This window comes from Pikeienuella sp., assembly GCF_046290545.1.
Taxonomy (GTDB): domain Bacteria; phylum Pseudomonadota; class Alphaproteobacteria; order Rhodobacterales; family Rhodobacteraceae; genus Pikeienuella.
This window is the reverse complement of sequence record NZ_JBKAGV010000004.1, coordinates 182,935-208,631: the sequence shown is the minus strand read 5'-3', so window position 1 is coordinate 208,631 and position 25,697 is coordinate 182,935. Positions and strand designations below refer to the sequence as shown.

At 70.0% G+C, this 25,697-nt stretch carries 20 protein-coding genes and 1 tRNA gene; 14 read left to right on the top strand and 7 right to left on the bottom strand.

Translation table 11 applies throughout. The annotated features are described in order from the left end of the window. Positions 1-2: 2 nt before the first annotated feature. From ACE37J_RS01820 to ACE37J_RS01810, 3 genes are all read left to right on the top strand, one after another. Positions 3-431, top strand: a complete 429-nt coding sequence (locus ACE37J_RS01820) for a proton-translocating transhydrogenase family protein (RefSeq protein ID WP_409706121.1) — start codon at positions 3-5, stop codon at positions 429-431. A gap of 10 nt (positions 432-441) precedes the next feature. Further along, the gene (locus ACE37J_RS01815) at positions 442-1,839 is read left to right on the top strand and encodes an NAD(P)(+) transhydrogenase (Re/Si-specific) subunit beta (protein WP_409706118.1); all 1,398 of its coding nucleotides are present in this window, start codon (positions 442-444) and stop codon (positions 1,837-1,839) included. Positions 1,840-1,915: 76 nt separating this feature from the next. Further along, the gene (locus ACE37J_RS01810) at positions 1,916-2,257 is read left to right on the top strand and encodes an MmcQ/YjbR family DNA-binding protein (RefSeq protein WP_409706115.1); all 342 of its coding nucleotides are present in this window, start codon (positions 1,916-1,918) and stop codon (positions 2,255-2,257) included. A gap of 260 nt (positions 2,258-2,517) precedes the next feature. Here the strand turns inward: ACE37J_RS01810 and ACE37J_RS01805 are convergent, their stop codons facing one another. From ACE37J_RS01805 to ACE37J_RS01785, 5 genes are read right to left on the bottom strand one after another with little or no spacing between them, the layout of a single operon-like run. Then, positions 2,518-3,651 carry a M20/M25/M40 family metallo-hydrolase gene (locus ACE37J_RS01805; protein ID WP_409706112.1) on the bottom strand — a complete coding sequence of 378 codons (1,134 nt, stop codon included), beginning with the start codon at positions 3,649-3,651 and terminating at the stop codon, positions 2,518-2,520. Positions 3,652-3,658: 7 nt separating this feature from the next. After that, complete coding sequence (locus ACE37J_RS01800; RefSeq protein WP_409706109.1) at positions 3,659-5,308, bottom strand: ABC transporter ATP-binding protein; 1,650 nt, start codon at positions 5,306-5,308, stop codon at positions 3,659-3,661. After that, positions 5,305-6,192, bottom strand: coding sequence for an ABC transporter permease (locus ACE37J_RS01795; protein WP_409706106.1), 888 nt, complete (start codon positions 6,190-6,192; stop codon positions 5,305-5,307). The genes ACE37J_RS01800 and ACE37J_RS01795 overlap by 4 nt, the downstream gene beginning before the upstream one ends. Further along, positions 6,189-7,133 (bottom strand): ABC transporter permease, encoded by a 945-nt coding sequence (locus ACE37J_RS01790; protein ID WP_409706102.1) that lies wholly within the window; start codon positions 7,131-7,133, stop codon positions 6,189-6,191. The genes ACE37J_RS01795 and ACE37J_RS01790 overlap by 4 nt, the downstream gene beginning before the upstream one ends. A gap of 57 nt (positions 7,134-7,190) precedes the next feature. Then, the gene (locus ACE37J_RS01785) at positions 7,191-8,792 is read right to left on the bottom strand and encodes an ABC transporter substrate-binding protein (protein ID WP_409706099.1); all 1,602 of its coding nucleotides are present in this window, start codon (positions 8,790-8,792) and stop codon (positions 7,191-7,193) included. A 160-nt stretch (positions 8,793-8,952) separates the two neighbouring features. On the opposite strand from ACE37J_RS01785, the gene ACE37J_RS01780 reads away from it, so the two are divergent. The 5 genes from ACE37J_RS01780 (at position 8,953) to ACE37J_RS01760 (ending at position 13,879) form a co-directional block, all read left to right on the top strand. Next, entirely contained in the window at positions 8,953-10,239 is a 1,287-nt protein-coding gene (locus ACE37J_RS01780; RefSeq protein WP_409706095.1) for an ArgE/DapE family deacylase, read from the top strand. Continuing rightward, a complete protein-coding gene (locus ACE37J_RS01775) occupies positions 10,236-11,717 on the top strand; it encodes a M81 family metallopeptidase (RefSeq protein ID WP_409706092.1) in 1,482 nt (493 codons plus the stop codon). The genes ACE37J_RS01780 and ACE37J_RS01775 overlap by 4 nt, the downstream gene beginning before the upstream one ends. Before the next feature lies 1 nt (position 11,718). Next, positions 11,719-12,873 carry a cytochrome P450 gene (locus ACE37J_RS01770; RefSeq protein WP_409706089.1) on the top strand — a complete coding sequence of 385 codons (1,155 nt, stop codon included), beginning with the start codon at positions 11,719-11,721 and terminating at the stop codon, positions 12,871-12,873. A 158-nt stretch (positions 12,874-13,031) separates the two neighbouring features. Then, on the top strand, positions 13,032-13,748 hold the full coding sequence (locus ACE37J_RS01765) for a M48 family metallopeptidase (protein WP_409706087.1): 717 nt from the start codon (positions 13,032-13,034) through the stop codon (positions 13,746-13,748). A 55-nt stretch (positions 13,749-13,803) separates the two neighbouring features. Beyond that, a tRNA-Thr gene (locus tag ACE37J_RS01760) sits at positions 13,804-13,879 on the top strand. Between the two features lie 124 nt (positions 13,880-14,003). Here the strand turns inward: ACE37J_RS01760 and amt are convergent. Then, positions 14,004-16,211: an ammonium transporter gene (gene amt / locus ACE37J_RS01755; protein ID WP_409706083.1), complete on the bottom strand. Its 2,208-nt coding sequence runs from the start codon at positions 16,209-16,211 to the stop codon at positions 14,004-14,006. A 471-nt stretch (positions 16,212-16,682) separates the two neighbouring features. Next, a complete protein-coding gene (locus ACE37J_RS01750) occupies positions 16,683-18,206 on the bottom strand; it encodes a cryptochrome/photolyase family protein (RefSeq protein WP_409706080.1) in 1,524 nt (507 codons plus the stop codon). A 95-nt stretch (positions 18,207-18,301) separates the two neighbouring features. On the opposite strand from ACE37J_RS01750, the gene ACE37J_RS01745 reads away from it, so the two are divergent. The 6 genes from ACE37J_RS01745 (at position 18,302) to ACE37J_RS01720 (ending at position 25,636) form a co-directional block, all read left to right on the top strand. Next, entirely contained in the window at positions 18,302-19,237 is a 936-nt protein-coding gene (locus ACE37J_RS01745; protein ID WP_409706077.1) for an aspartate carbamoyltransferase catalytic subunit, read from the top strand. Then, positions 19,234-20,520 (top strand): dihydroorotase, encoded by a 1,287-nt coding sequence (pyrC, locus tag ACE37J_RS01740; RefSeq protein WP_409706074.1) that lies wholly within the window; start codon positions 19,234-19,236, stop codon positions 20,518-20,520. The genes ACE37J_RS01745 and pyrC overlap by 4 nt, the downstream gene beginning before the upstream one ends. Before the next feature lie 294 nt (positions 20,521-20,814). Continuing rightward, on the top strand, positions 20,815-21,414 hold the full coding sequence (gene plsY / locus ACE37J_RS01735) for a glycerol-3-phosphate 1-O-acyltransferase PlsY (protein WP_409706071.1): 600 nt from the start codon (positions 20,815-20,817) through the stop codon (positions 21,412-21,414). After that, complete coding sequence (gene dprA, locus ACE37J_RS01730) at positions 21,411-22,505, top strand: DNA-processing protein DprA (protein WP_409706068.1); 1,095 nt, start codon at positions 21,411-21,413, stop codon at positions 22,503-22,505. The genes plsY and dprA overlap by 4 nt, the downstream gene beginning before the upstream one ends. A gap of 94 nt (positions 22,506-22,599) precedes the next feature. Continuing rightward, positions 22,600-25,200, top strand: a complete 2,601-nt coding sequence (topA, locus tag ACE37J_RS01725; RefSeq protein ID WP_409706065.1) for a type I DNA topoisomerase — start codon at positions 22,600-22,602, stop codon at positions 25,198-25,200. 25 nt (positions 25,201-25,225) lie between these two features. Further along, a complete protein-coding gene (locus ACE37J_RS01720) occupies positions 25,226-25,636 on the top strand; it encodes a DUF2177 family protein (RefSeq protein WP_409706062.1) in 411 nt (136 codons plus the stop codon). Positions 25,637-25,697: the final 61 nt, after the last annotated feature.

Here is a 25,697-nt window from a genome sequence, read left to right as displayed (position 1 = left end):
CCATGTCCGAAGTCCTCACGTCCCTGAGAGAAGCGGCCGAGGCCGCCGCCGCGGCGAGCCAGAAGGTCGCCGACCTCGCGGCCACCGCCGCGACGACGGCGCCGGAAGGCGTCGTGGAAGCCGCCGCGCACGGCGCCGGCATCTCCCCCTTCGTGTTCTATCTCTCGGCCTTCGTGCTGGCCTGCTTCGTCGGCTATTACGTCGTCTGGTCGGTCACGCCCGCGCTCCATACGCCGCTCATGTCGGTGACGAACGCGATCTCCTCCGTCATCGTCGTCGGCGCGCTCGTCGCCGTCGGCGTCGACACGAGCCTCGCCTCCTGGTGGACGCCGGTCTTCGGCTTCCTCGCGCTGGCGATGGCGGCGGTGAACATCTTCGGCGGCTTCATGGTCACCGAACGCATGCTCGCCATGTACAAGAAGAAGGGTTGAGGGGGCGGAGATGGCCAATTTCGCAGCATTCGCCTACCTCGTCGCGGGGGTGCTCTTCATCCTCGCGCTCCGGGGCCTCAGCCACCCGACGACATCCCGGCAGGGCAACCGCTACGGCATGATCGGCATGGCGATCGCCGTCGGCACGACGCTGATCGCCTATCCGCCGGTCGGCGCCGCCGGCTTCCTGCTCCTCCTCCTCGGCTTCGCCGTGGGCGGCGGGGCGGGCGCGACGATCGCGAAGCGGATCGAGATGACGAAGATGCCGCAACTCGTCGCGGCCTTTCACTCTCTCGTCGGCCTCGCCGCCGTCTTCGTGGCGGCGGGCGCGTTCTATTCGCCGGAAGCCTACGGAATCGGCGAGGTCGGGGCGATCTACACCGCCTCCATCGTGGAGATGAGCCTCGGCGTCGCCATCGGCGCGATCACCTTCTCGGGCTCCGTGATCGCCTTCGCGAAGCTGGACGGCCGCATGTCTGGCGCGCCGATCATGCTGCCGCAGCGGCATCTCCTCAACATCCTCCTTGGCGGCGCGCTCGTCGTGATGGTGATCCTGCTCGTCACCACGCAGTCCACCACGCTCTTCTGGCTCATCACCATCGTGGCGCTGATCCTCGGCGTGACGCTCATCATCCCGATCGGCGGGGCTGACATGCCGGTGGTCGTCTCGATGCTCAACTCCTATTCGGGCTGGGCGGCGGCGGGCATCGGCTTCACGCTCGGCAACATGGCGCTGATCATAACCGGGGCGCTCGTCGGCTCCTCCGGCGCGATCCTCAGCTACATCATGTGCAAGGGCATGAACCGGAGCTTCATCTCCGTCATCCTCGGCGGCTTCGGCGGCGAGGATGCGACGGCGGCTTCGGGCGGCGGCGAGCAGAAGCCCTTCAAGAAGGGCTCGGCGGACGACGCCGCCTTCATCATGCAGAACGCCGGCTCCGTCATCATCGTGCCGGGCTACGGCATGGCGGTGGCGCAGGCGCAGCATGCGCTCCGCGAGATGGGCGACAAGCTGAAGGCGCATGGCGTGGACGTGAAATACGCGATCCACCCCGTCGCCGGCCGCATGCCGGGCCACATGAACGTGCTGCTGGCCGAGGCGAACGTGCCCTATGACGAGGTCTTCGAGCTGGAGGACATCAACTCGGAATTCGCGCGGGCCGACGTCGCCTATGTGATCGGCGCGAACGACGTGACGAACCCCTCCGCCAAGACCGACCCGAAATCGCCCATCGCGGGGATGCCCATCCTCGACGTCGAGAAGGCGAAGACGGTGCTGTTCGTGAAGCGGTCGATGGCCTCCGGCTATGCCGGCGTCGAGAACCCGCTCTTCCATTTCGACCAGACGATGATGCTGCTCGGCGACGCGAAGAAGATGACCGAGGACATCGTCAAGGCGATGGAATGACCATTCGGGCCTGCGGGCCCGGAGAGGGGCGCCGCCGGGAGACCGGCGGCGCCCTTTTTCTTTCGGGGGCGTCGCGATGACCTGGGAAGAGGCGGCGGCGCTCGGGTTGCTGCTGCCCGGGGTAGAGACGGGGACGTCCTACGGGACGCCGGCGCTCAAGGTGCGGGGGAAGCTCCTCCTGCGGCTTCGGGAGGACGGGGAGAGCCTCGTCCTGCTCGACGTTCCGGCGGAGGAGCGGGAGACGCTGATCGCGGCGGAGCCGGAGGTCTTTTTCCTCACGCCGCATTACCGGGACTACGAGATCGTCCTCGGCCGGCTTGCCGGGATGGATGCGGGGCGGCTCCGGCCGTTTCTCGAACGGAGGTGGCGGCGGCTCACGACGAAGCGGGCCGTTGCGGGATGGGAAGGCTGGGGCTGAATTCCTGACGTAACGGCCGATCCGACGAGGCCGGCCGCCTTGCGAACGGAGCGTGGAGGGCCGCGGCCTCGCTCGGGAGGGCGCTTCGGAGCGATTGATCCTTGTGATTTATGTCGACAGGAACTTGAACGATTGAACGTCTTGAGACGTCGCAATGCGGCCTCCCTTGGGGGGAGGGAGGCCGCGGCCCGTGCTGGACGCACGGGCCAGGGGAAGAGGGGGGAGCGCGGCGCTTCAGCCCGGCCGGATGGACTTTCGACCTATTCCAGCGTCGCCAGCAGCCCGGCCATGACCTTCCCCCGGCTCACGAGGGTCGGCACATGGATGTGCTCGTCGAGCGTGTGGATGCCGGCGCCCTCGACGCCGAGCCCGTCCAGCGTCGCGAGGCCCATCGCGCCGGTGAAGTTGCCGTCCGACCCGCCGCCTGAGGATTGCCGCCAGGCCTCGATCCCGAGTTCGGCGGCGAAGCCCTTCGCCATCTCGAAGAGCGCGAGCGTCCCCTCCCCCGGCTCCCAGACGGGGCGGGTGACGCCGCGCCTGACCTCGAAGGCGACCTCGGCATCCGGCGCGTTGAGGGCAAGCATCTTCGCCACGCCGGCGTCGAGATCCTCCTGCCGCTTGGCCATGGAGAGCGCCTCGGCCACGGCGCGGGAGGAGACGCAGTTGACCCATTGCCCGGCATGGAGGACGCCGACCGAGAAGGTGCAATCCTCCGTCGTCATCGCCTCGATCTCGATGATCTTGCGGCACATCTCCCGGATCGCGGAGCGGCCGTCCGCCAGCCGCGCGCCGGCATGGCTGGGCTTGCCGACGGTCGCGAGGTCGAACCGGGCGATGGCGTAGCGGCCCGTCGTCATGCCGCCGTCCTTCAGCCCCGGCTCGGGGACGAGGATGTAGCGGTGCCGAGACGCCTCCGCCTCGATCAGGTCGCGGGTGGAGGGGCTGCCGATCTCCTCGTCGCTGGTCAGGAGGATGGTGACTGGGAGCTTCGTCGCGACGCCGATGCGGGCGAGGACGCGGAGCGCCTCGAAAGAGAGATAGGTTCCGCCCTTCATGTCGCAGAGGCCGGGGCCCCAGGCGCGGTCCCCCTCCCGCCGGAAGGGGAGGACATTGATCGTCCCGACGGGATGCACCGTGTCGAGATGGGCCATGACGAGGATGCCGGGCTCGCCCTGCCGGGGATGCGGCAGGCGGGCGCGCACGCAGTCGCCCCGCCCCATCCGCCCCGGCACGCGTTCGACGAGGGCGCCCATCAGCGCGAGGTCGCGGCTCGCGACGTCCATCATCCGGTTCACGGCGGCGGCGTCGAAGGTCGGGCTTTCGCACTCGATCCAGGGGCGGAGCCCGGCGAGCATGGACTCCGCATCGAAGGGCAGGTCGGCGATCTTCATCATGGTCCTCTCAGGCGGCGCTTTCCGAGATCGGGCGGAAATGCGCAAAGTCCCAGTCACGCCCCGGCGCGGCCTCGATCAGGTCCTTGGTATACTCGGTCTTCGGCGCGCCGAGCACTTCTGCGGCCGGGCCGTATTCGACGACGCGGCCGCGCTGCATCACCATCACGTCGTCGCAGATCTGCGCCGCGACGCGGAGATCGTGGGTGATGAAGAGGAGGCCGACGCCGAGCCGCTCCTGAATCTCCGCCAGAAGGTCGAGCACCTGGGCCTGCACGGAAACGTCGAGCGCGGAGACGGCTTCGTCCGCCACCAAGAGGTCCGGGTCCATCGCCAGCGCGCGGGCGATGGCGATGCGCTGGCGCTGCCCGCCGGAGAACTGGTGCGGATAGCGGTCTATCGCCGTGCGCGGCAGGCCGACGAGCTCCAGCAGCTCCTGCGCCCGCTTCATCGCGTCGGCGCGGGATACGCCGAAATTGGTCGGCCCCTCGATGATCGACTCGCCCACCTCGATGCGCGGGTTGAGGGAGCGGAACGGGTCCTGAAAGACGATCTGCACGCGGCGGCGATGCGGCTTCAGCGCCCTTTGCGAGAGCGTCGCGACCTCCTGCCCGGAGATGCGGATGGAGCCCTCGGTCGGGTCGATGAGCCGCACGATGCAGCGGGCGACGGTGGACTTGCCGGAGCCGGATTCGCCGACGATGCCGAGGGTCCGCCCCCGCTTCAGCGAAAGGTCCACGCCCTGCGCCGCGATCACCTCCCGCCCCTTCCCGAACCATGCGGTGGAGGAATAGGTCTTGCCGAGGCCGGTCGTCTCCAGAGCCGTGGGCGCGCTCCGCTCCGCCGGGCGCGGGGCGCGGGGGATGAGGCTCGGCACGGCCATGAGGAGGCGGCGGCTGTAGTCGGTGCGCGGGGTGCGGAGGAGGTCCATCACCGGCCGCGTCTCCTCCACCTCGCCGAGGCGCAGCACCGTCACCTCGTCCGCGATCTCGGCCACCACGCCCATGTCATGCGTGATGAAGAGCACGGCGGCGCCCGTCGTCTCCCGCAATTCGCGGATGAGGGCGAGGATCTGCTTCTGCGTCGTCACGTCGAGCGCGGTGGTCGGCTCGTCCGCGATGAGGAGCTGCGGGCGGAGGACGAGCGCCATCGCGATCATGATGCGCTGCCGCTGCCCGCCCGAAAGCTGGTGCGGGAAGGAATTGTAGAGCCGTTCCGGCTCCGGCAGGTGCACCTCCTCCATCATGGCGATGACCTTCGCCCGCGTCTCCGCGGCGGAGAGGCTGGCATGCGCCTCCAGCACCTCGGCGATCTGCGGCCCGACGCGGTGGACGGGGTTGAGCGCCGTCATCGGCTCCTGGAAGATCATCGACATCGACGTGGCGCGGAGATGCCGGAGCCGCGCCGGCGTCGCGTCCAGCACGTTTTCCCCCTTCAGGAGGATCTCGCCGCCCGTCGGCTTCAGCGCGGGGGGCAGCAGGCCCATCGTCGCCAGCGCGGTGAGCGACTTGCCGGAGCCGGATTCGCCGACGAGGCACATCGTCTCGCCGGGCTTGATGGAGAGCGTGAGGCCCTTCACCACCTCCGCCGCCGGGTCCCCGTTCAGCGCGATGCGGAGATTGCGGATGTCGAGCAGCGCCCCGTCCTTCGAAGCGCTCACCGGTCGATCCCCCGCTTGGCCATCCGCGGGTCCAGCGCGTCCCGCACCGCGTCGCCGACGAGGTTGATGGCGAGGATGGTGATGGAGACGACGAGGCCCGGCCAGAGGATGATGCCGGGGTTGATCTGGAAGTAGATGCGGCCCTCCGCCATGATGTTCCCCCAGGTCGGGATTTCCGGGCTGATGCCGGCGCCGAGGAAGGAGAGGATCGCCTCCACGAGGATCGCGGAGGCGCAGATATAGGTCCCCTGCACGATCAGCGGCGCGACCGTGTTGGGCAGGAGATGGCGCACCAGGATGCGCCAGGTCGAGGAGCCGGCGGCGATGGCCGCCTCAACATAGGGCTCCTCCCGCGCCGAGAGGACGACGGAGCGCACGAGGCGGACGACGCGCGGAACCTCCGGAATCGTGATAGCCACCAGCACCGTCCAGAGCGAGGCGCCCGAGAGCGCGACGATGGCGATGGCGAGCAGGATGTTGGGGATCGCCATGAGCCCGTCCACGATCCGCATCAGCACCGCGTCGAGCCGGCGGAAGAAGCCGGCGGCGAGACCGACCACGAGGCCGAGGAACACCGCGGCCACGGCGGCGCCGATGCCGACGACGAGGCTGATCCGCGCGCCGTAGATCACGCGGCTGAAAAGGTCGCGCCCGAACGCGTCCGTCCCCAGCAGGAACTCGTCCGAGGGCGGCTTCAGCCGGGTCGCGGGCGAAAGCCGCATCGGGTCATGCGGGGCGAGGAGCGGCGCGAGGAGCGCGGCGATCACGATCAGCAGGAGCAGGATCGAGGCGCCGGTCACCAGCGGGCTGCCGGCGAAGATGCGCCGGAACGCGGCGAACCGGGGCGGACGAGCCGGCGCGGCGTCGATGGTTTCCGTGCTCATGCGTATCTGATCCTCGGGTCCAGGAAGACGTAGAGAATGTCGATGACGAGATTGATCACCACATAGATGAGGGAGGCGAGGAGGATGACGGCCTGGATCACCGGGTAGTCCCGCGCCAGCACCGCGTCCACGGTGAGCCGGCCGATGCCGGGCAGGTTGAACACGCTTTCCGTCACGACCACGCCCGAGATGATGAGCGCGAAGCCGATGCCGATCACGGTCACGATGGGCACGGCGCAGTTGCGGAGCGCGTGGCGCATCAGCACCTGCCGCTCCTTCAGCCCCTTGGCGTGCGCGGTGCGGACATAATCCTCCCCGAGGATTTCAAGCATCGAGGTGCGGGTGATGCGCGCGATGAGCGCGATGTAGAGCAGCGTGAGCGTCAGCGTCGGCAGGGCGATCCGCTCCGCGAAGGGCCAGAACCCCTCCCCGATCGGCTTGAAGCCCTGCACGGGCAGCCATTTCAGGTCGAGCGCGAAGACGGAGATCATCACGTAGCCGATCACGAAGATCGGCACGGAGAAGCCGAGGACGGAGAGCGCCATCACGAAACGGTCGATCAGCGTGCCCTGCTTCCACGCCGCGACGACGCCGAGCGGCACCGCGATGATGATGGAGAGGGTGATGGTGGTGAGCGCGAGGGAGATCGTCGGCTCAAGCCGCGCGGCGATCAGCTCCGTGACAGGCTTGCCGGAAAGGATCGACTTGCCGAAATCGCCCTGGAGAAGATTGCCGATCCACGTGAGGAACTGGACATGCAACGGCTCGTTCAGGCCGAGGCTGATCCGGATCCGCTCGAGCTCCTCCTGCGTGGCCGCATCGCCCGCGATGATCGCCGCGGGGTCGCCCGGCGTCAGCCGCAGGAGCAGGAAGACGAAGAGGGCGACGAAGCCCATGACCGGAATCGCGGCGAGGATCCGGCCCAGAATGTAACCGCCCATCGGGCCCCTCCGGAAAGAAAGGGGCCGGCCGCGACGCGCGCGGCCGGCCCGTCAGGATCACTCCGACTTGGAGATGTTCCAGAAGAACGGCGCCGGGCCGTCCAGCACGCCTTCGACCGAGGAGGCCCAGGCGGTGGTCACGTTGTACTGCCCGAGCGGCACATACATCACCTCCTCATAGGCGAAGGCCTGAAGGTCGCTCGCGATCTTCTGCTTCTCCTCCAGCGATCCGGCGCGGGCGAAGTCATCGCGAAGCTTCTCCGCCACGTCCATCTGCGGCCAGCCGAACCAGCCGCCCTGCGGGCCCTTGCCGTTCACCATGTTGTTGGTGATCGGGTTGAAGACGTCGGCGCCCACCCAGTTGGTGATGAAGGCGTTCCAGCCGCCATTCGCCGGCGGCTCCTGGCTCGCGCGGCGGCCGACGAGCGTCTGCCAGTCCATCGCCTGCAGGTCGACGGTGAAGCCGGCGTCGCGCAGCGCCTGCGCGACGACGACGGGCTGCGCCCGCAGCGTCGAGACGTCGGTCGGGTGCATGAAGACGACGGGCGTGCCGTCATAGCCCGATTCCTTCAGGAGGGCGCGGGCCTTCTCCATGCCCGTCCCGTCGCGCACATCGACCCCGCCGACTTCCGTTTCGAGCGGCGTGCCGCAGACGAACATCGCGGCGCAGGTCTGGTAGAGGTCGGGATTGCCGATGAGGGCGTCCAGCACGTCCTTCTGCGCGATCGCCAGCATCGCCGCCTGCCGCACCTTCTTGTCGGTGAACGGCGGGTGGAGATGGTTGGGCCGGAAGATCGTCTGAAGCCCCATCTTGTTGAGGATGCGCGTCTCGACGTCCGGCGTCGCCTGCACGATGGGCAGAAGGTCGGCCGGCACATCCTCCCAGTAGTCGATCTCGCCCGACTGGAGGGCGGCGAGCTTGGTCTGGTCGTCAGGCATCACCACCCATTCGACCCGGTCGACGTTCACGACCTTGCCGCCGGCGGCCCAGCTCGACGGCTCGGAGCGGGGGACATAGCCCTCGAACTTCTCGTAGACGGCGACGACGCCGGGCTGGAACTCGTCGGCGTTCCACTTGAACGGGCCGGAGCCGATCTGCTCGGGGATCGGCTCGGTCGACGGCGTCGAGGCGATCCGGGCCGGCATGATGAAGGGCACGTTGGAGGAGGGCTTCGCGAGGCTGTCGAGCACGAGGCCGTAGGGCTCCTTCAGCGTCATCACCATCACAGCGTCGCCGTCAGGCTGCATGTCGGCGACGAAGGTCATCAGCTTCTGGCCCATCCCGTCCCGCTCGCCCCAGCGCTTCAGGGAGGCGATCACGTCCGCGGAGGTGACCGGCGCGCCGTCATGGAAGACGAGGCCGTCGCGGAGCGTGAAGCGGTAGGTCAGCTTGTCCTCGGACACCTCCCAGGACGCCATCTGCGGCTGGACGTTGAAGTCCGAATCCATGGCGACGAGCGTGTCGAAGATCATGTAGCCGTGGTTCCGGCTCATGTAGGCGGTGGTCATGATCGGGTCGAGCACGCGGAGCGCCGAGTGCTTGACGGCGCGGAGCGTCTGCGCATCCGCCATCGGCGCGGCGAGCGCGAGGCCGAGCGCCGCGAGCGCCGGCAGCGCGGCGGCGCGGAAGGCGCGGTTTCGGAACGAATGGACGGTCATCGGCAACCTCTCTCCTGTAGGTCGTGGCGGCGTCATTCCGCGGTTCGCGGCGCGCGCGCTTCACATGTTCAAAAAGCTTGCGCCCCGGGCTCAACCCTTGTCAACACTTGTCCGGACACGGAGCGAAGCGCCGCAGGGCGGCGCCGAAATCGGAGGCGGGATGATGCTTGATGAGGCGCCCGAGGCGGCGATCCGCGCGGCGGTGGCCGCAGGGTTCGAGGCGGAGACGCGCTTTCTGGCCGATCTCGTCGCGATCCCCTCCACAAGGGGGGAAGAGGCGCCGGCGCAGGACTACATGGCCGCCGCGATGCGGAAGCGCGGCTTCGCCGTGGACGAGTGGACGATCGACCCGGAGGAGCTGAAACCGCTCCGCGGGTTTGGCCCGGTGATGCACGATTTTTCGCGCGCGCGCACGGTCGTCGGCTCGCTCCGCCCCGATTCGTCCGAGGGAAAGTCGCTGATCCTGCAAGGCCATGTGGACGTGGTGCCCGCCGGCCCGCGCGAGATGTGGACGACGCCGCCCTTCGAGCCCGTGGTGAAGGACGGCTGGATGCATGGCCGCGGGGCGGGGGACATGAAGGCGGGGCTCGTCGCCGCGCTCTTCGCGCTCGACGCGATCCGCGCCGCCGGATACCGGCCCGCGGCGACGGTGCATCTGCAATCGGTGATCGAGGAGGAAAGCACGGGGCTCGGCGCGCTTTCCGCCTGCGCGCGGGGCTATCGCGCCGATTGCGTGCTGATCCCGGAGCCCACCGATTTCCGCATGACGCGCGCGCAGGTCGGCGTGATCTGGTTCCGCCTCCGGGTGCGGGGGCGGCCCACCCATGTCGCCGTCGCGGGCGAGGGCTCCAACGCCATCCTCGCGGCGATGAGCGTGATCGAGAACCTGCGCGGGCTCGAAGCGGAGTGGAACGAGCGGGCGAAGTCGCACCCCGTCTACGCCGATCTCGACCATCCGCTCAATTTCAACCCCGGCGTGATCGCGGGCGGGGACTGGGCTTCCTCCGTCCCGGCCTGGTGCGACGTGGATTGCCGGATCGGCATTCTGCCCGGAACGAAGATCGAGGACGCGCAGGCGGAGATTCGCGCCTGCGTCTCGCAGGCCGCATCCGGCCATCCGTTCCTGCGCGACAATCCGCCGGAGGTGATCTGGAACGGCTTTCTCGCCGAGGGCTGGATCCTGGAGGACGCGGACGAGCCGGAGCAGGTCTTCGCCGGGGCCTATCGCAAGGTCTTCGGCGGGTCGAAGCCGCCCGACAGGACGATGACGGCGCTGACGGACACGCGATTCTATGGCCTCTATTACGGCATGCCCGCGCTCTGCTGGGGGCCGAAGGCGGAGAACATTCACGGGTTCGACGAGAGGGTGGAACTTGAATCGATGAGGAAATGCACGGAGGCCATCGCGCTCTTCATCGCGGACTGGTGCGGGCTGGTGAAGCTGTGAGCGCGCCCCTCCGCATCGCCATCGGCGGCTTCCTGCACGAGACGAACACCTTCGCGCCCTCCCCCGCCACGCTGGAGCGTTTCGTCTCCGGCGGCGGCGCAGGCGGGCTCTTCGAGGGGGAGGATGCGGTCGCCCGCCTTCGCGGCGTGAACCAGGGCTTCGCGGGCGCGCTCGCCCATGCCGAGGCGGAGGGATGGGAGGCGGTTCCGCTCCTCTGGTCCGCCGCCTCCCCCTCCGCCCATGTCTCGGAGGAGGCGTTCGAGACGATCACGGGGAAGATGCTGGACCGGCTGAAGGCCGCCCTGCCCGTCCACGGCGTCTATCTCGACCTCCACGGCGCGATGGTGACGGATCATCACGACGACGGGGAGGGGGAGATCCTCGCCCGCGTCCGCGCGCTCGTGGGGCCCGGCGTTCCCGTCGTCTCCTCGCTCGACCTCCATGCCAACGTCACGGCGCGGATGGTGGCGGAGGCGGACATGCTCGTCTCCTACCGCACCTATCCGCATGTGGACATGCGGGAGACGGGCGCCCGCGCCGCCCGCGCGCTCGGCGCGCTGATGAAGGGCGGGCCGCGGCCGGCGAAGGCGATGGCGCGCGCGCCCTTCCTCCTCCCCATCGCCTGGCAATCGACGGACATGGAACCGGCGCGCGGCCTCTATTCCGCGATGGAGGCGATGGAAGGCGATTGGCCGATGAGCCTCAACATGGGCTTCCCCGCCGCCGACTTCCCGGAATGCGGGGCGACGGCGCTCGCCTACGGGCCTGCGGCGGAGGCGCTGGCGGCGCGGCTGATGGGGATGGTGGAGGCCGCGGAGCCGGATTTCGCGGGGCGCGTCTTCACGCCCGGCGAGGCGGTGGCGGAGGCGTTGCGGCTCCATCGCACCCGCCCCGTCGTGATCGCGGACACGCAGGACAATCCCGGCGCGGGCGGGGACAGCGACACGATGGGCATGGTCCGCGCCCTCCGCGGGGTGGAGCGGGCCGCGATCGGCTCGATCTTTGACCCGGCGGCGGCGGCGGCGGCCCATGCGGCGGGGGCGGGCGCGCGCATCCGCCTCGCCCTCGGCGCGAAATCCGGGATTCCCGGGGACGCGCCGCTCGAAGCCGAATACGAGGTGGCGGCGCTTTCCGACGGCCGCTTCGTCTGCCCCGGCCCGTTCCATGGCGGGCAGGAAGTGGCGATGGGCCCCTCCGCGCGGCTGATGCTGGACGGGCTCGCCATCGTCGTCGCCTCGGCCAAGGCGCAGATGGCGGACCTCGCCATGTTCCGGCAGGTCGGCGTCGACCCGCTGGCGATGCGCATCCTTTGCGTGAAGTCCTCCGTCCATTTCCGGGCCGATTTCGCGCCCGTGGCGGAGGCGATCCTCACCGCCGCGGCGCCGGGGCCGATGCCGGTGAGCCCGGCGAGCCTGCCGTGGCGGCGGCTGCCGAAGGGGTTGCGGCTCGAACCGCTCGGCAAGGCGTTCGGGGGCTGAGATGTCCACGGCGCCGGTCTGGGAGATCGACCACGCCCGCTTCGCGGCGGACCCTTACCCGGACCTCAAGGCGATGCAGGAGCGGGCGCCGGTCGCCTTCGTCCCGCAACTGAACGCCACGCTCTTCACCCGGCGGGACCATATCTTCGAATACGAGAAGCGGATCGACCTCTTTTCCTCCACCCAGCCCGGCGGGCTGATGACGGTGCTGATGGGGGAGAACATGATGCGGCGGGACGGGGAGCCGCATCTTTCCGAGCGGAGGCAGATCTTCCCCGCCCTTTCCCCCCGCACGGTGCGGGATGTCTGGACCGCGACGTTCGAGGCGGATGCGGCGCGCATCCTCGCCGGGCTCGCGCCGAAGGGGCGGGCGGAGCTCTGCCGGGATTATGCGATGCCGCTCTCGGGCGACGCGCTCCGGGCGATCACCGGGCTTCTCTCGATGACGGCGGAGGAGCTGGACTTCTCCAGCCAGGCGATGATCGACGGCTGCGCCAATTATGTCGGCGACCCGGCGGTGGAGGCGCGCTGCCACGAGGGCACGGCGCTCATCGACGCGCATATCGACCGGATGGCGGGCGCGGCGCCGGCGCATTCGATCCTCGCCGTGCTGCAGGAAGCCGGGGCGGCGACGGAGCGGATCCGGGCCAACATCAAGCTGACCATCTCCGGCGGACAGAACGAGCCGCGGGACGCGATCGCCGGGGCGGTATGGGCGCTGCTGGCGCATCCGGACCAGCTTGCGAAGGTTCTCGGCGGCGAGGTGGGATGGGACCAGGCCTTCGCCGAATACGTCCGCTGGATGTCCCCCATCGGGATGAGCCCGCGGCGGGTGGCGGAGCGCTGCGCGGTGGAGGGGGTGGGGTTCGAGCCCGGCGAGCGCGTCTTCTTCATGTTCGGCGCCGCGAACCGGGACCCGGACCATTTCGACGAGCCCGAGCGGTTCGACCTGACGCGGGACGCCTCGGCCCATATCGCCTTCGGCGCGGGGCCGCATTTCTGCGCCGGGGCCTGGGCCTCGAAGGCGCTCGTCGCCGGGGTCGCGCTGCCGCGGCTCTTCGAAAGACTGCCGGGCCTGAGGCTGGCGGGGGAGACGCGATTCCACGGCTGGGCCTTCCGCGGCCCGCTCTCGCTCCCCGTCGCGTGGGAGGCCTGAGGGGGCTGAGGCGGCGGCATTCAGAGGCATAACCATGGTTATCCGCCTCGGCGCATTGATATCGTTGATAATTATCCGTGATCGATTGTTTCAGCGCCGCTCGCGCCGCCTTCGCCGGAGGGCGTGACAAAGGCGCCCCGCAGCCCCATATTCCGGGCATGGCGAAACTCCTCCTCCCCGTTCTGCTCGCGGCCCTCTGGGGCTGGGTCATGTGGCGCCTTGCGATGAGCCGGATGAAGTCCGAGCTCGATTCGAAATCCTGCCCGATCGACGACCCGGCGCTCGAAGCCGTGGTGCGGCGGCTCGGGCGGCAGGTGGGCATCGACCATCTGCAGGCCAATCTCTACGCGATGGAGGCGGTGAACGGGCTCGCCGCGCCGGACGGGCGCATCTTCATCACCTCGGGCCTCTTCGACCGCTACAAGAAGGGGCAGTTCACCGCCGCCGAGATCGGCTCCGTCATCGCGCACGAGCTCGGCCATGTGGCGCGCGGCCATGCGAAGCGGCGGATGATCGACTGGACGGGGCAGAACGCGGCGAAGATGGCGCTCGGCATGATCCTCAGCCGGTTCATCCCGGTGATCGGCTATTACATCGCCAATTTCCTCGCGACGCTGGTGATGACCGGGCTTTCCCGCCGCGACGAGTTCGAGGCGGACGAATACGCCTCCGCGCTGATGGTGAAGGCCGGGCTCGGCACGGCGCCGCAGATCTCGATGTTCGAGAAACTCTCCCGCCTCACGCCGGGCGCGGGGGCCGGCGTCGCCTGGCTGCAGAGCCACCCGCCGACGGCGGACCGCATCGCCGCGATCAAGTCGCGGGCGGCCGGCTGGGCGCCCGAGACCACGCCGAACGCGCCCGCCGAAAGGGAGTGAGCGGCGCGACGCAGCGCTTGCATTCCCGCGCGCCCGCGGCTATCCCCCGCCGCACGCCGCAGTAGCTCAGCTGGTAGAGCACGTCATTCGTAATGATGGGGTCGGGGGTTCGAGTCCCTTCTGCGGCACCACTTCCAGTGTTCCGGGCGTTCCACGGCCCTTTGGCGTGAGGCGACGCCGCCAGAATGGCTTATGGCGGCGCGCCATGCTCCTGCGCCTTGCCCCAGGTGCGGCCGCGCGGTCCGGCCAAACCCTTCAGGCGACCTTGCTGATCGCTTCCTCGCGGTCGATCAGGGACAGCAGTTCCGCCTCGATCCTGTTCAGGGTCGACGTGACCTTGCCGACCGCGGCGGAGGCCAGGGCGGCCTGCGAGGCGTTCGCGTCCATGGCGACGCCGACCTGATCGGTGGCCTCGCGCACCCGGGTCGCAAGGGTGCGCACCTCCTTCGCGACCACCCCGAAGGCGGCGCCGTGCCCGCCCGCCCGCGCCGCCTCGATGGAGGCGTTGAAGGCGAGGAGCGTCGTCTTCCGCGCGATCTCGTCGATGACCGAGACGATGGAGACGGCCTCGCGCGAGGCGCGCTCGATCGCCTCGATGGCGGAGGACGCATCCCCGGTGACGGAGCGGGCCTCGCTCGACATGGCGCCGAGCACGGCGCCGGATTCTTCCTCCTTCGCGCGGAGCCGGCGGATCGACCCGTTGTAGTTCGCGGAGATCGCCGCGAAGGCGCCTGCGCCCCGGTTCGGCATCTCCGTCTTCAGGTCGCCGTTCGCGAGACGCTCCATCGCGCTGGCGAGATCCACGGTCACGCCGTCCATCACGTCGAGAAGCTGGTTGAAACCGGCGCAGACCGTGGCCAGAACCCCATTCGCCCGTCCGAGATCGAGGCGGCCGTGGAACGCCCCTTCCGTGGCCTGGGCGATGATCTGGTTGATTTCCGCGACGACCTCGTCATCCGTCTGCTTCCGGGCGCGGAGCCGCTCGTGACGGAGGCGCGCCTCCATCGCGGTTCTGGCGTTGCGGGCCCGCATGCTGAGAAGCAGACGGTTGAAGAGCTCCGCCAGTTCGCCGGCCTCGTCTCCGGGCTCGACGGCGACGAGTTCCGGCTCGAGCCCCTCGTTCGCGAGCATCGTGGACAGCATCTGCTGCACATGCCCGGTGCCGAGCGTGACGCCATGCTCCGCCGTGTTCAGCCCGACATCCTCTTCATCGGCGGAGACGCGGAGCGGAACAATGAGCCCGATGACCTTGAGCGCCGCATAGACGGTCCCGAACGCCCAGACGGCGCAAAGGGCGACGCCGGCGGCCTGGGCGCCAAGCTGCGCGAGGCGCCCCCCCGCCGCGAGGCTTTCCACGGGCGCGAAGACCGCGACGAGCAGGGTCCCGGTCATGCCGGCGACGCCGTGGACGCCGATGGCGCCGACGACATCGTCGATCCGCGCGCGATGGAGAAGCCAGTCATTCGCGACCTGCGCGACGAGCCCGCCAAGGGCGCCGATCGCGACCGCGCCCTGGAGCCCGACCACGTCGCACCCGGCCGTGATGGCGACGAGGCCGCCGAGAAGGCCGTTGACGATGCGGTCGAACTTCATCACCCGCCCGTCCCGGAACCGGCCGAAGCCCATCCCCGCGATTCCGCCCGCGGCCCCGGCGAGCAGCGTGTTGGCGACGATCTGCGGAACCGCGTCGCTGAAGGCGAGCGCCGAGCCGCCGTTGAACCCGATCCAGCCGACCATGATGATGAGCGCGCCGCAGCCGCTGAGCACCGGATTGTGGCCCGGCATCTCCTGCACCTCGCCCGAAGGCTTGAAACGCCCGAGACGAGGCCCGAGCACGACGAGCGCGGCGAGCGCGGCCCAGGCGCCGACGGAATGGACGACGGTCGAGCCGGCGAAGTCCATGAAGCCGATCGATGCGAGCAGCGTCGGCTCGCCGCCGACGAGCGCCGAGCCCCACGCCCAGTGCCCGAACACCGGATAGATAACGGCGCTGAGCGCCGCGACCATGAGCGCGTAGCCGGCGAATGTCATGCGCTCGGACACGGCGCCCGAGACGATGGTCGCCGCCGTGCCGACGAAGGTGATCTGGAAGCAGAGGAAGAGCAGGTCGTAGGTCGAAGGCCGGTCCGCGGCCGCCATGCCGCCGCCGAAGCCGAAGAGGCCGCCGATCGTCGGGCCGAACATCAGCATGAAGCCGATCAGCCAGAACATCATCGCGGCGAGCAGGAAATCCAGCACGTTCTTCATGGCGACGTTGATCGTCGTCTTCGAGCGCACCATGCCGCATTCGAGCAGCATGAACCCCGCCTGCATGAAGAGAACCAGCGCGGTCGCCGTCAGAATCCAGACATGATCGCCCTGCGAGGCCGCCGGCTCCGCCGCGTCCACGCTTGCGTTAAGGCCGCTCGATGCAAACAGCGCGAGGGCCAAGACATGCGACACCAGTTTCGCCGTCTTCTTCATGCAGAACCTCCAAAGTTTTGGGGGCTGTCTCACGACGACGGTTCATTTCGACATAACGAGACTTGTAAATGTTTAGTCATGGGAAGAAAATTTCGGATCGGGGCTTCAGGATCACGCCCGTCGCGCACGACGCGGGCCGATCTTCGTCAGGCGTCGCGATGCCGGCGCGGGACGACGCCGCGCGAGGCGAGGAGCGCCTGAATGGTGGACGCTATGGCGCAGGCCGCGCGGGTCGTCCGGGCATGCCGGGCCGCCCGAACGGCGATGGAGTATCCGCCGGCGGCGCTGAAGCCGGCGACGCGGGCGCAAGGGTACGCGGCGCAGGCGGCGCCGGAGCGGCCTTCGGGCAGGGTGGAAGGTCTCAACGACGAGCGCGGCGGGGCAGCGGCATATCGGCGTCGAGGGGCCGCTCGGTCGGATTTGTCAGGCGCTCCGCCCTGACGCGAATGCCGGCCGCGCCGGAGCCGCCCCTCACAACGAAGCGAGAAACCGCGCCGCGCTCGCCCGCAGCGCGTCGCGCGCTTCGGGCTTCATCCGGCCCCAGGTGGAATAGACCGGCCCGAGGCGGGGGTTGCCGCGCAGCGTCTTCTCGTTCCGGGCGATGAAATCCCAGTAGAGGGCGTTGAACGGGCAGGCCTTCGGCCCCGTCTTCGCCTTCACGTCGAAGCGGCAGCGGCCGCAATGGTCCGACATCCGGTCGATATAGGCGCCCGAGGCGGCGTAGGGCTTCGAGGCGAGGAGGCCCCCGTCTGCGAAGAGGGCCATGCCGAGCGTGTTCGGCGCCTCCACCCATTCATAGGCGTCGGCGTAGACGGCGAGATACCATTCATGGACCTCGTGCGGGTCGATCCCGGCCAGAAGCGCGAAATTGCCCGTCACCATCAGGCGCTGGATGTGGTGGGCGTAAGCCTCCCGCCGCGTCTGGCCGATCGCGTCGGCCAGGCAGGCCATTTCGGTCTCCCCCGTCCAGTAGAAGGCGGGGAGGGGGCGCTTGGCGCCAAGCGCGTTGCGGCGGAGATAGTCCGGCCCTTCGCGCCAGTAGATCCCGCGCACGAATTCGCGCCAGCCGATGATCTGCCGGATATAGCCCTCCGCGGCGTTGAGCGGCGCGGCGCCGGCGCGCCAGGCCTCCTCCACCCGGCGGCAGATCGTGAGCGGGTCGAGCAGGCCGGCGTTGAGATAGAGGCTGACGACGGAATGCCAGAGGAAGGGCCGCCCGTTCAGCATCGCGTCCTGATGATCCCCGAATCGCGGCAGCGCATGCTCGATGAAGTGGTCGAGCGCCGCTTCCGCCCCTTCCCGCGTCACGGCGAAGCGGAAGGGGCGGAGGTCCCCGAACCGGTCCGGGAAGCGGCGTTCGACCATGGCGAGGACGGCCTCCGTCTCCTCGTCCGGCTCCGCGGCGAAGGCCTCGGGGATGAAGAGGTCGTCGGAGGCGGGCTTGCGGTTTTCCGCGTCGAAGTTCCAGCGCCCGCCCGCGGGCGCGCCGCCCTCCATCAGGAGGCCGGTCTTCTTCCGCATCTCGCGGTAGAAATACTCCATGCGGAGCTGCTTCCGCCCCTCCGCCCAGGCGTCGAAATCGGCGTGCGAGGCGAGGAAGCGGTGATCCTCGCGGATCTCCACGGGAAGACCGAGCGCCGCTTCCCAGCCCCGCATCTCCGCCATGAGCCGGTGCTCGCCCGGCTCCGTGACGACGAGCCGCGCCGCGCCATGCCGCTTCGCCGCCCGCGCCGCCTCCGCGCCGAGGCTCCCTTCGTTCGCCTCGTCATCGAGCCGGACGTAATCGACCTCCCATCCCTCCGCCCGCAGCGCCGCCGCGTGATGGCGCATGGCGGAGAAGACGAAGGCGAGCTTCTTGCGGTGGTGCTGCGCATAATCCGCCTCCGCCGCGACCTCGGCCATGAGGATCACGCTCGCGGCCTTGTCCGCATCGCGAAGCGAGGAGAGCGAGAGCGAAAGCTGGTCTCCCAGCACGGGGATCAGGGTCTTTGCCATGCGCGCGGAACTGGCGCGACGGGCCGCGGGATCAAGGCCGCTTGCCGCCCCCCGGCCCCGCCGCTAAGACGGGGCGACCAGAGCCGGAGCCCGCCTTGTTCGCACATCGCCATCTTCTCGGCATCGAAGGGCTTTCGCAGCCGGACATTCTCTCCATCCTCGACCTTGCGGAGGATTATGTCGGCCTCTCCCGCCAGAGGGACAAGAAGAAGAGCGTCCTCAAGGGCCTGACGCAGATCAACATGTTCTTCGAAAACTCGACCCGCACCCAGGCGAGCTTCGAGCTGGCGGGCAAGCGGCTCGGCGCCGATGTGATGAACATGTCCGTCGCCTCCTCCTCCGTGAAGAAGGGCGAGACGCTGATCGACACGGCGGTGACGCTGAACGCCATGCACCCCGATATCCTCGTGGTGCGGCACCAGCATTCCGGCGCGGTGGCGCTGCTGGCGAAGAAGGTCAATTGCTCGGTCATCAATGCGGGCGACGGGCGGCACGAGCACCCCACCCAGGCCCTGCTCGACGCGCTGACGATCCGGCGGCACAAGGGGCGGCTTCACCGCCTCACTGTCGCGATCTGCGGGGACATCAACCACAGCCGCGTCGCCCGCTCCAACATCGTGCTGCTGAACCGGATGGAGAACCGGGTCCGCGTCATCGCGCCGCCGACGCTGCTGCCGAACGGGATCGGGCGGATGGGCGTCGAGGTGTTCGACGACATGCGGAAGGGGCTGGAGGGCGTGGACGTGGTGATGATGCTCCGCCTCCAGCAGGAGCGGATGCAGGGCGCCTTCGTCCCCTCCAGCCGCGAATATTTCCACCGCTACGGGCTCGATGAAGAAAAGCTCTCCCATGCGAAGCCGGATGCGATCGTCATGCATCCCGGCCCGATGAACCGGGGCGTGGAGATCGACCCGAACGTGGCGGACGACCCGAACCGCTCGGTGATCCAGGAGCAGGTGGAGATGGGCGTCGCCGTCCGCATGGCGGTGCTGGACCTTCTGGCGCGCAACATCCCGGGGGGCGCGGCGTGAGCGCGCTCGTCCTCCGCAACGCGCGCCTGATCGACCCGGCGACGGGGCGGGACGGGCCGGGCGCGCTCCTGATCCGGGACGGGCTGATCGAGGATGTGAGCCATGACCCCGCGCCGGCCCTGCCCGAGGGCGCGGCGCTCGTCGATTGCGGGGGCCTGCCGCTCGCGCCAGGCATCGTGGACATGCGCGTCTTTGTCGGCGAGCCGGGGGAGCGGCACAAGGAGAGCTATCGGAGCGCGGGCGAGGCGGCGGCGGCGGGCGGGGTGACGACGATCTGCGTCCAGCCCGACACCGCCCCGCCGGTGGACGACCCCGCCGTGCTCGAATTCGCCATGCGCCGGGCGGAGAAGGCGAGCGCCGTGCGCGTCGCGCCGATGGCGGCGCTGACCAAGGGCATGAAGGGGCGGGAGATGGCCGAATACGGCTTCCTGCTGGACGCCGGCGCGCTCGCCTTCACCGACGCCTCGCACCCCGTTTCGGACCCGACGGTGTTCCGCAACTGCCTCGACTATGCGCATTCGCTCGGCGCGCTCGTCGTCCACCATCCGCAGGACCCGGCGATGGCGGCGGAGGGCTGCGTGACGGAGAGCCTCTTCGCCTCCATGCTCGGCCTGCCCGGCGTCCACCCCTTCGCGGAGCGGATCATGCTGGAGCGGGACATGGCGCTGGTGGAGATCACCGGCGCCCGCTACCACGCCGACCTCGTGACGACGCGGGGCGCGCTGGAGGCGCTGCGCCGGGCGAAGGAGCGGGGGCTCGACGTCTCCGCCGCCGTCAGCCACCATCATTTCACGCTCAACGAGCATGACCTTGCGGACTACCCGACCTTCTTCAAGCTCGACCCGCCGCTCCGGGAGGAGGAGGACCGCGCCGCCGTCGCGGAGGCGGTGGCGGAGGGGCTGATCGACGTCATCTGCTCCTCCCACCGCCCGCAGGACGAGGAATCGAAGCGCCAGCCCTTCGAGGTCGCCGCCTATGGCGCCGTGGGGCTGGAGACGCTGCTGCCGGGGGCGCTGAAGCTCTTCCATGACGGGGCGATGAGCCTGCCCGCGCTCTTCGAGCGGCTCTCGCTCGCCCCGGCGCGGCGGCTCGGCCTGCCGGGGGGGCGGCTCGCGAAGGGGGCGCCGGCGGACCTCGTGCTCTTCGATCCTTCGGTTCCTTACGTGCTGGACCGGTTCTCGCTCCGCTCGAAATCCAAGAACACGCCCTTCGACCGGCGGCTGATGACGGGCCGGGCGGTGCGGACATGGGTCGGCGGGCGGGAGGCGTTCCGCCGTGGGTGAGGGGGGGAGGAAAACCTTCAACGCAGCGGGTCCGGCCCCGGAAAGCGGGTCTCCGGTGGAGACCCGCAGGCGAGCGCCCGGAGGCGAAGGCCGGAGGGCGAGGGGCGCCAAGCCGCAGCCATCGTCGAAGATCCGCACGCGGTCGCCGCGGCGGGCGCGGACTCGCGGCCGCCGGGGTCGGGCGTATACGCCCGACGCGGCCGCGGGCGGATCAGCCGCGGGTCTGATCCGCCGGGCTGCTGCGGCTCGTGTTGCGCGTCGCACCAACCCGGGAAGCGCGCAAAGAACAAGACCATGACCTTCGCGGACCCCTCCACGGCCCTCCTCTGGCTCGCCCTCGGCTACCTTTCCGGCTCGATCCCCTTCGGCGTCCTCTCCGCCCGCGCCTTCGGGCTCGGCGATCTGCGCAAGGTCGGCTCGGGCAATATCGGGGCGACCAACGTGCTCCGCACCGGGAACAAGGCCGCGGCGGCGACGACGCTGCTGCTCGACATGGCGAAGGGCTGGGCGCCCGTCTTCGCGGCCTCGATGCTGGCGGGGGAGGGCGCGGCGGCCTTCGCCGCGCTCGGCGCCGTTTTCGGCCATGTCTTCCCGGTCTGGCTCCGGTTCCGGGGCGGCAAGGGGGTGGCGACCTTCCTCGGGGTCCTCCTCGGGCTCGCGCCGCTCGCCGGGGCGCTCGGGCTTCTTTCCTGGCTCGGTTTCGCCGCGCTCTTCCGCATCTCCTCCCTCGCCGCGCTGCTGATGACGCTGACGGCGCCCGCATGGCTCTGGCTCGCGGGGGCGGGCGGCGCGCTCTGGGCGCTGGCGATCCTCGTTCCGCTCATCTGGGTCATGCACCGGGAGAACGTCGGCCGGCTCCTCCGCGGCGAGGAGCCGCGGATCGGCAAGAAGTGAGCGACGCCGCCCTCGCCTGGCTCCGCCTCGCCCGGAGCCGCAATGTCGGCCCCCAGACCTTCCCGCGCCTCATCGAGCGCTTCGGGAGCGCGGAGCGCGCGCTGGAGGCGCTGCCCTCCCTCGCCGCGAAAGGGGGCGAGCGCGCCTATCAGCCCTGTTCCGAACGGCAGGGGCGGGAGGAGATGGCGCGGGCCGAGGCGGCGGGGGCGGTGATGCTGCGGCTCTTCGAGGAGGACTATCCCGCCCCGCTGGCCGAGATCGCGGACCCCCCGCCCTTCCTCTGGGCGCTCGGCGACGTGGCCCTTGCGCATCGGCCCGCCATCGCGGTGATCGGCGCGCGGAACGCCTCGACCCTCGGGCGGCGCATGGCCGGGATGCTGGCCGAGGGGCTCTCCGCCGCCGGCTTCGTCGTCGTCTCCGGCTTCGCGCGGGGGATCGACGCGGCGGCCCATGCGGCGGCGGTGGAGGGCGCGGGCACCGTCGCCGCCATGGCCGGCGGGGCGGACGTGATCTATCCCGAGCAGAACGCCGCCCTCGCCGCCCGGATGCGGGAGGGGGGCGGGCTGTTCCTTTCCGAGGCGCCGATGGGGATGCAGCCGCTCGCCCGGCATTTCCCCCGGCGCAACCGCATCGTCTCGGGCCTCTCCGCCGCGACCGTGCTGATCGAGGCGGCGGTGCGCTCGGGCTCGCTCATCACGGCGCGCATGGCGCTCGAACAGGGGCGGGAGGTGATGGCCGTCCCCGGCTCGCCGCTCGACCCGCGGGCGGAGGGCTGCAACGGCCTCATCCGGCAGGGCGCCGCGCTGATCCGTTCGGCGGAGGACGTGCTGGAGGCGCTGGAGGGGCCGCGGCGGCTCCTCTCCCCCGCGCGGGACCGCCCCGCCCCGCCCGCGCTCCCCGAACCGGAGCCGGGAGGGGACCTCGCGGCGCGTCTTTTCGAGCTGATCGGACCCTCGGCGGTGGACCTCGACGCGCTGGCGCGGGACCTCGGCGCGGCGCCCTCCGCCCTCGCGGCGGCGCTCCTCGAACTCGAACTCGCCGGGCGGGTCGAGCGGCTCTCCGGCGGCATGGTGGCGCGCGCGGCGGAGTGACGCCGCCCGCCCCGCCGGCAGGAGGCCGCGTTGACAAGCCCCTTCCTCGCGCACATGGTCCGCGCCCTTGGAGCGAAGAAATCGCGGAGCCCTCATGCCTGTCGTCGTTGTCGAGAGCCCGGCCAAGGCCAAGACCATCAACAAGTATCTCGGGCCCGACTACAAGGTTCTCGCCTCCTACGGCCATATCCGCGACCTCCCCTCGAAGGACGGCTCGGTCGACCCCGAGAACGGATTCGAGATGGTGTGGGAGATCGATTCGAAGGCCGCGCCGCATGTCCGCGCCATCGCGGAGGCGCTGAAAGCGGACCCCGCGCTGATCCTCGCCACCGACCCGGACCGGGAGGGCGAGGCGATTTCCTGGCATCTGATGGAGGCGCTCAGGAAGCGCCGGGCGCTGAAGGGAGACGCGCCGGTGCAGCGCGTCGTCTTCAACGCGATCACGAAGACCGCCGTGACGGAGGCGATGCGCCAGCCGCGCGAGATCGACATGGAGCTGGTGGAGGCCTATCTCGCCCGCCGCGCGCTCGACTATCTCGTGGGCTTCACCCTCTCTCCGGTGCTCTGGCGGAAGCTGCCCGGCGCGAAATCGGCGGGCCGCGTGCAATCCGTCGCGCTCCGCCTCGTCGTGCAGCGGGAGATGGAGATCGAGGCGTTCCGCGCCCGCGAATACTGGAGCGTGAAGGCGGAGCTGGAGACGCCGCGGGGGGACCGGTTCACGGCCCGGCTCACGACGCTCGGCGGCAAGCGGCTCGACCGGTTCGACCTCGCCGACGAGGCCGCGGCGAAGGCCGCCGTCGCCGCGATCCGCGCCGCCGCGCTCAAGGTCCTCAGCGTCGAGGCGAAGCCCGGCCAGCGCAACCCGGCCCCGCCCTTCATGACCTCCACGCTCCAGCAGGAAGCCTCCCGCAAGCTCGGCATGGGCGCGCAGGCGACGATGCGCGCGGCGCAGCGGCTCTATGAGGCCGGGCGCATCACCTACATGCGGACGGACGGGATCGACATGGCGCCGGAGGCCGTGACCATGACGCGGGAGGAGATCGGCGGGCGCTACGGCGCCTCCTATGTTCCCCCCCAGCCGCGGGTCTACAAGAACAAGGCGAAGAACGCGCAGGAGGCGCATGAATGCATCCGCCCGACCGCGATGAGCGCGGCGCCGGGGGAGATTTCCGGGCTCGAACCCGACCAGGCGAGGCTCTACGAGCTGATCTGGAAGCGCACGATGGCGAGCCAGATGGAGGCGGCGCGGTTCGAACGCACGACGGTGGAGATCGCGGGCGGGGAGGCCGGCCTCCGCGCCACCGGGCAGGTGCTGAAATTCGACGGCTTCCTCAAGGTCTACGAGGAGGGGCGGGACGACGCGGAGGACGAGGAAGAGGGCCTCCTCCCCGAGATCGTCGCCGGCGAGCCCGCGAAGCAGGTCGCCGTCACGCCGACGCAGCACTTCACCCAACCGCCGCCGCGCTACACCGAGGCGACGCTGGTGAAGCGGATGGAGGAGCTTGGCATCGGCCGCCCGTCCACCTACGCCTCGATCCTCGGCACGATCCAGGACCGGGACTATGTGCGGAAGGACAAGGGCCGCCTCATCCCGGAGGACAAGGGCCGGCTCGTGACCGCCTTCCTCGAGAACTATTTCGAGCGGATCGTGAACTACGACTTCACCGCCTCGCTGGAGGAGAAGCTGGACGACGTCTCCGGCGGGCGAGCGAACTGGAAGGCGATCCTCGCGGACTGGTGGCGGGATTTCTCGGGCGACCTCGCGGAAACGAAGGACCTCCGCATCGGAGAGGTGCTGGAAACGATCAACGAGGTGCTCGCTCCGCATTTCTTCCCCGATCCGGGCGACGGGAGCGACCCGCGGCTCTGCCGCGCCTGCGGCGTCGGGCGGCTCTCGATGCGCACGGCGCGCTCGGGCGGGGCCTTCATCGGCTGCTCGAACTATCCCGAATGCCGCTACACCCGCGCCCTCGGCGGCGAGGAGAACGGCGGCGCCGAGGAGCGGGTTCTGGGGCAGGACCCTTACGGCGTCGACGTCTGGCTGAAATCCGGCCGTTTCGGCCCCTATGTGCAGCTTGGCGAGGCCGCCCCGGGTTCGGACGAAAAGCCGAAGCGCGCCTCCCTGCCGAAGGGCCTCGCGCCCGAGACGCTGGGCCTCGCCCGCGCGCTCGAACTCCTCTCGCTGCCGCGCATCGTCGGCGCGCATCCCGAGGACGGCGAGCCGATCGAGGCCGCCATCGGGCGCTTCGGCCCCTATGTCCGCCACGGCAAGACCTATGCGAACCTGAAGGACGCGGAGGATGTCTTCACCATCGGCATGAACCGGGCGGTGGAGCTGATCGCGGAGAAGCGCGCCAATCCGGGCCGCGGGCGCGGCGCGGCCGTCGCGCCGCTGCGCGAGCTCGGGGAGCATCCCTCGGGCGGCAAGGTGAGCCTTTATGAAGGCCGCTACGGGCCCTATGTGAAGTGGGAGAAGGTCAACGCAACGGTGCCGAAGGGCGAGGACCCGGCCGCGCTGACGCTGGAGGCGGCGCTGGCGCTGATCGCCGCGAAGGCCCCGAAGGGGAAGGCGGCGCCGAAGAAGGCCGCCGCGAAGCCGGCGGCGGCGAAGAAGCCGGCCGCGAAGAAGAAAGCCCCTGCGAAGAAGAAGGCCCCCGCGAAGAACAAGGCCGGCGGCGGCGACGTCATCGAATAGGCGCGACGCGCCGGAAAGGGCCACCATGCCGCTCGTCGCGCTCTATTTCGCCTTCGGGCTGATCTTCTTCGGGATCGACATGGTCGGCATCCCGCTGCTGATCCTGCCGGAATTCGAGGCGGCGCTCGGCGATCTCCTGATCGAGGAGCCGCGGCTCGATGCGGCGCTGCTCTTCTATCTCCTCTATCCGGCCGGGATGCTGGGCTTCGTGCTCGCCCCCGCCTTCCGCTCGGGGCGCGGCCCCGTCGCCGTCGCGGCGCCGGCCGCCGGGTTCGGCCTCGTCGCCTACGGAACCTACGAGCTGACCAACCTCGCCACCCTCGCGCCCTGGACCTGGCGGCTCACGGCGATCGACATGGCCTGGGGCGCGGCGCTCAGCGCCGTCTCCGCCGCGCTCGCCCTCGCGCTCGTCGGCGCGGTCTTCGCCCGGCGCTGAAGCGCCGCCCGCTTGCAGGACGGCGGGGGAGGCCACATATTCATCGGGCGCGGGCGCCGCT

What these genes read in the sequence shown, in the direction of transcription:
- ACE37J_RS01795 (WP_409706106.1), bottom strand. Translation starts at nt 6,192, where the DNA reads ATGAGCACGGAAACCATCGACGCCGCGCCGGCTCGTCCGCCCCGGTTC.
- topA (WP_409706065.1), top strand. Translation starts at nt 22,600, where the DNA reads ATGCCTGTCGTCGTTGTCGAGAGCCCGGCCAAGGCCAAGACCATCAAC.
- ACE37J_RS01720 (WP_409706062.1), top strand. Translation starts at nt 25,226, where the DNA reads ATGCCGCTCGTCGCGCTCTATTTCGCCTTCGGGCTGATCTTCTTCGGG.
- plsY (WP_409706071.1), top strand. Translation starts at nt 20,815, where the DNA reads ATGACCTTCGCGGACCCCTCCACGGCCCTCCTCTGGCTCGCCCTCGGC.
- ACE37J_RS01815 (WP_409706118.1), top strand. Translation starts at nt 442, where the DNA reads ATGGCCAATTTCGCAGCATTCGCCTACCTCGTCGCGGGGGTGCTCTTC.
- ACE37J_RS01790 (WP_409706102.1), bottom strand. Translation starts at nt 7,133, where the DNA reads ATGGGCGGTTACATTCTGGGCCGGATCCTCGCCGCGATTCCGGTCATG.
- amt (WP_409706083.1), bottom strand. Translation starts at nt 16,211, where the DNA reads ATGAAGAAGACGGCGAAACTGGTGTCGCATGTCTTGGCCCTCGCGCTG.
- ACE37J_RS01765 (WP_409706087.1), top strand. Translation starts at nt 13,032, where the DNA reads ATGGCGAAACTCCTCCTCCCCGTTCTGCTCGCGGCCCTCTGGGGCTGG.
- ACE37J_RS01805 (WP_409706112.1), bottom strand. Translation starts at nt 3,651, where the DNA reads ATGATGAAGATCGCCGACCTGCCCTTCGATGCGGAGTCCATGCTCGCC.
- ACE37J_RS01785 (WP_409706099.1), bottom strand. Translation starts at nt 8,792, where the DNA reads ATGACCGTCCATTCGTTCCGAAACCGCGCCTTCCGCGCCGCCGCGCTG.
- ACE37J_RS01780 (WP_409706095.1), top strand. Translation starts at nt 8,953, where the DNA reads ATGATGCTTGATGAGGCGCCCGAGGCGGCGATCCGCGCGGCGGTGGCC.
- ACE37J_RS01820 (WP_409706121.1), top strand. Translation starts at nt 3, where the DNA reads ATGTCCGAAGTCCTCACGTCCCTGAGAGAAGCGGCCGAGGCCGCCGCC.
- ACE37J_RS01770 (WP_409706089.1), top strand. Translation starts at nt 11,719, where the DNA reads ATGTCCACGGCGCCGGTCTGGGAGATCGACCACGCCCGCTTCGCGGCG.
- ACE37J_RS01810 (WP_409706115.1), top strand. Translation starts at nt 1,916, where the DNA reads ATGACCTGGGAAGAGGCGGCGGCGCTCGGGTTGCTGCTGCCCGGGGTA.
- ACE37J_RS01750 (WP_409706080.1), bottom strand. Translation starts at nt 18,206, where the DNA reads ATGGCAAAGACCCTGATCCCCGTGCTGGGAGACCAGCTTTCGCTCTCG.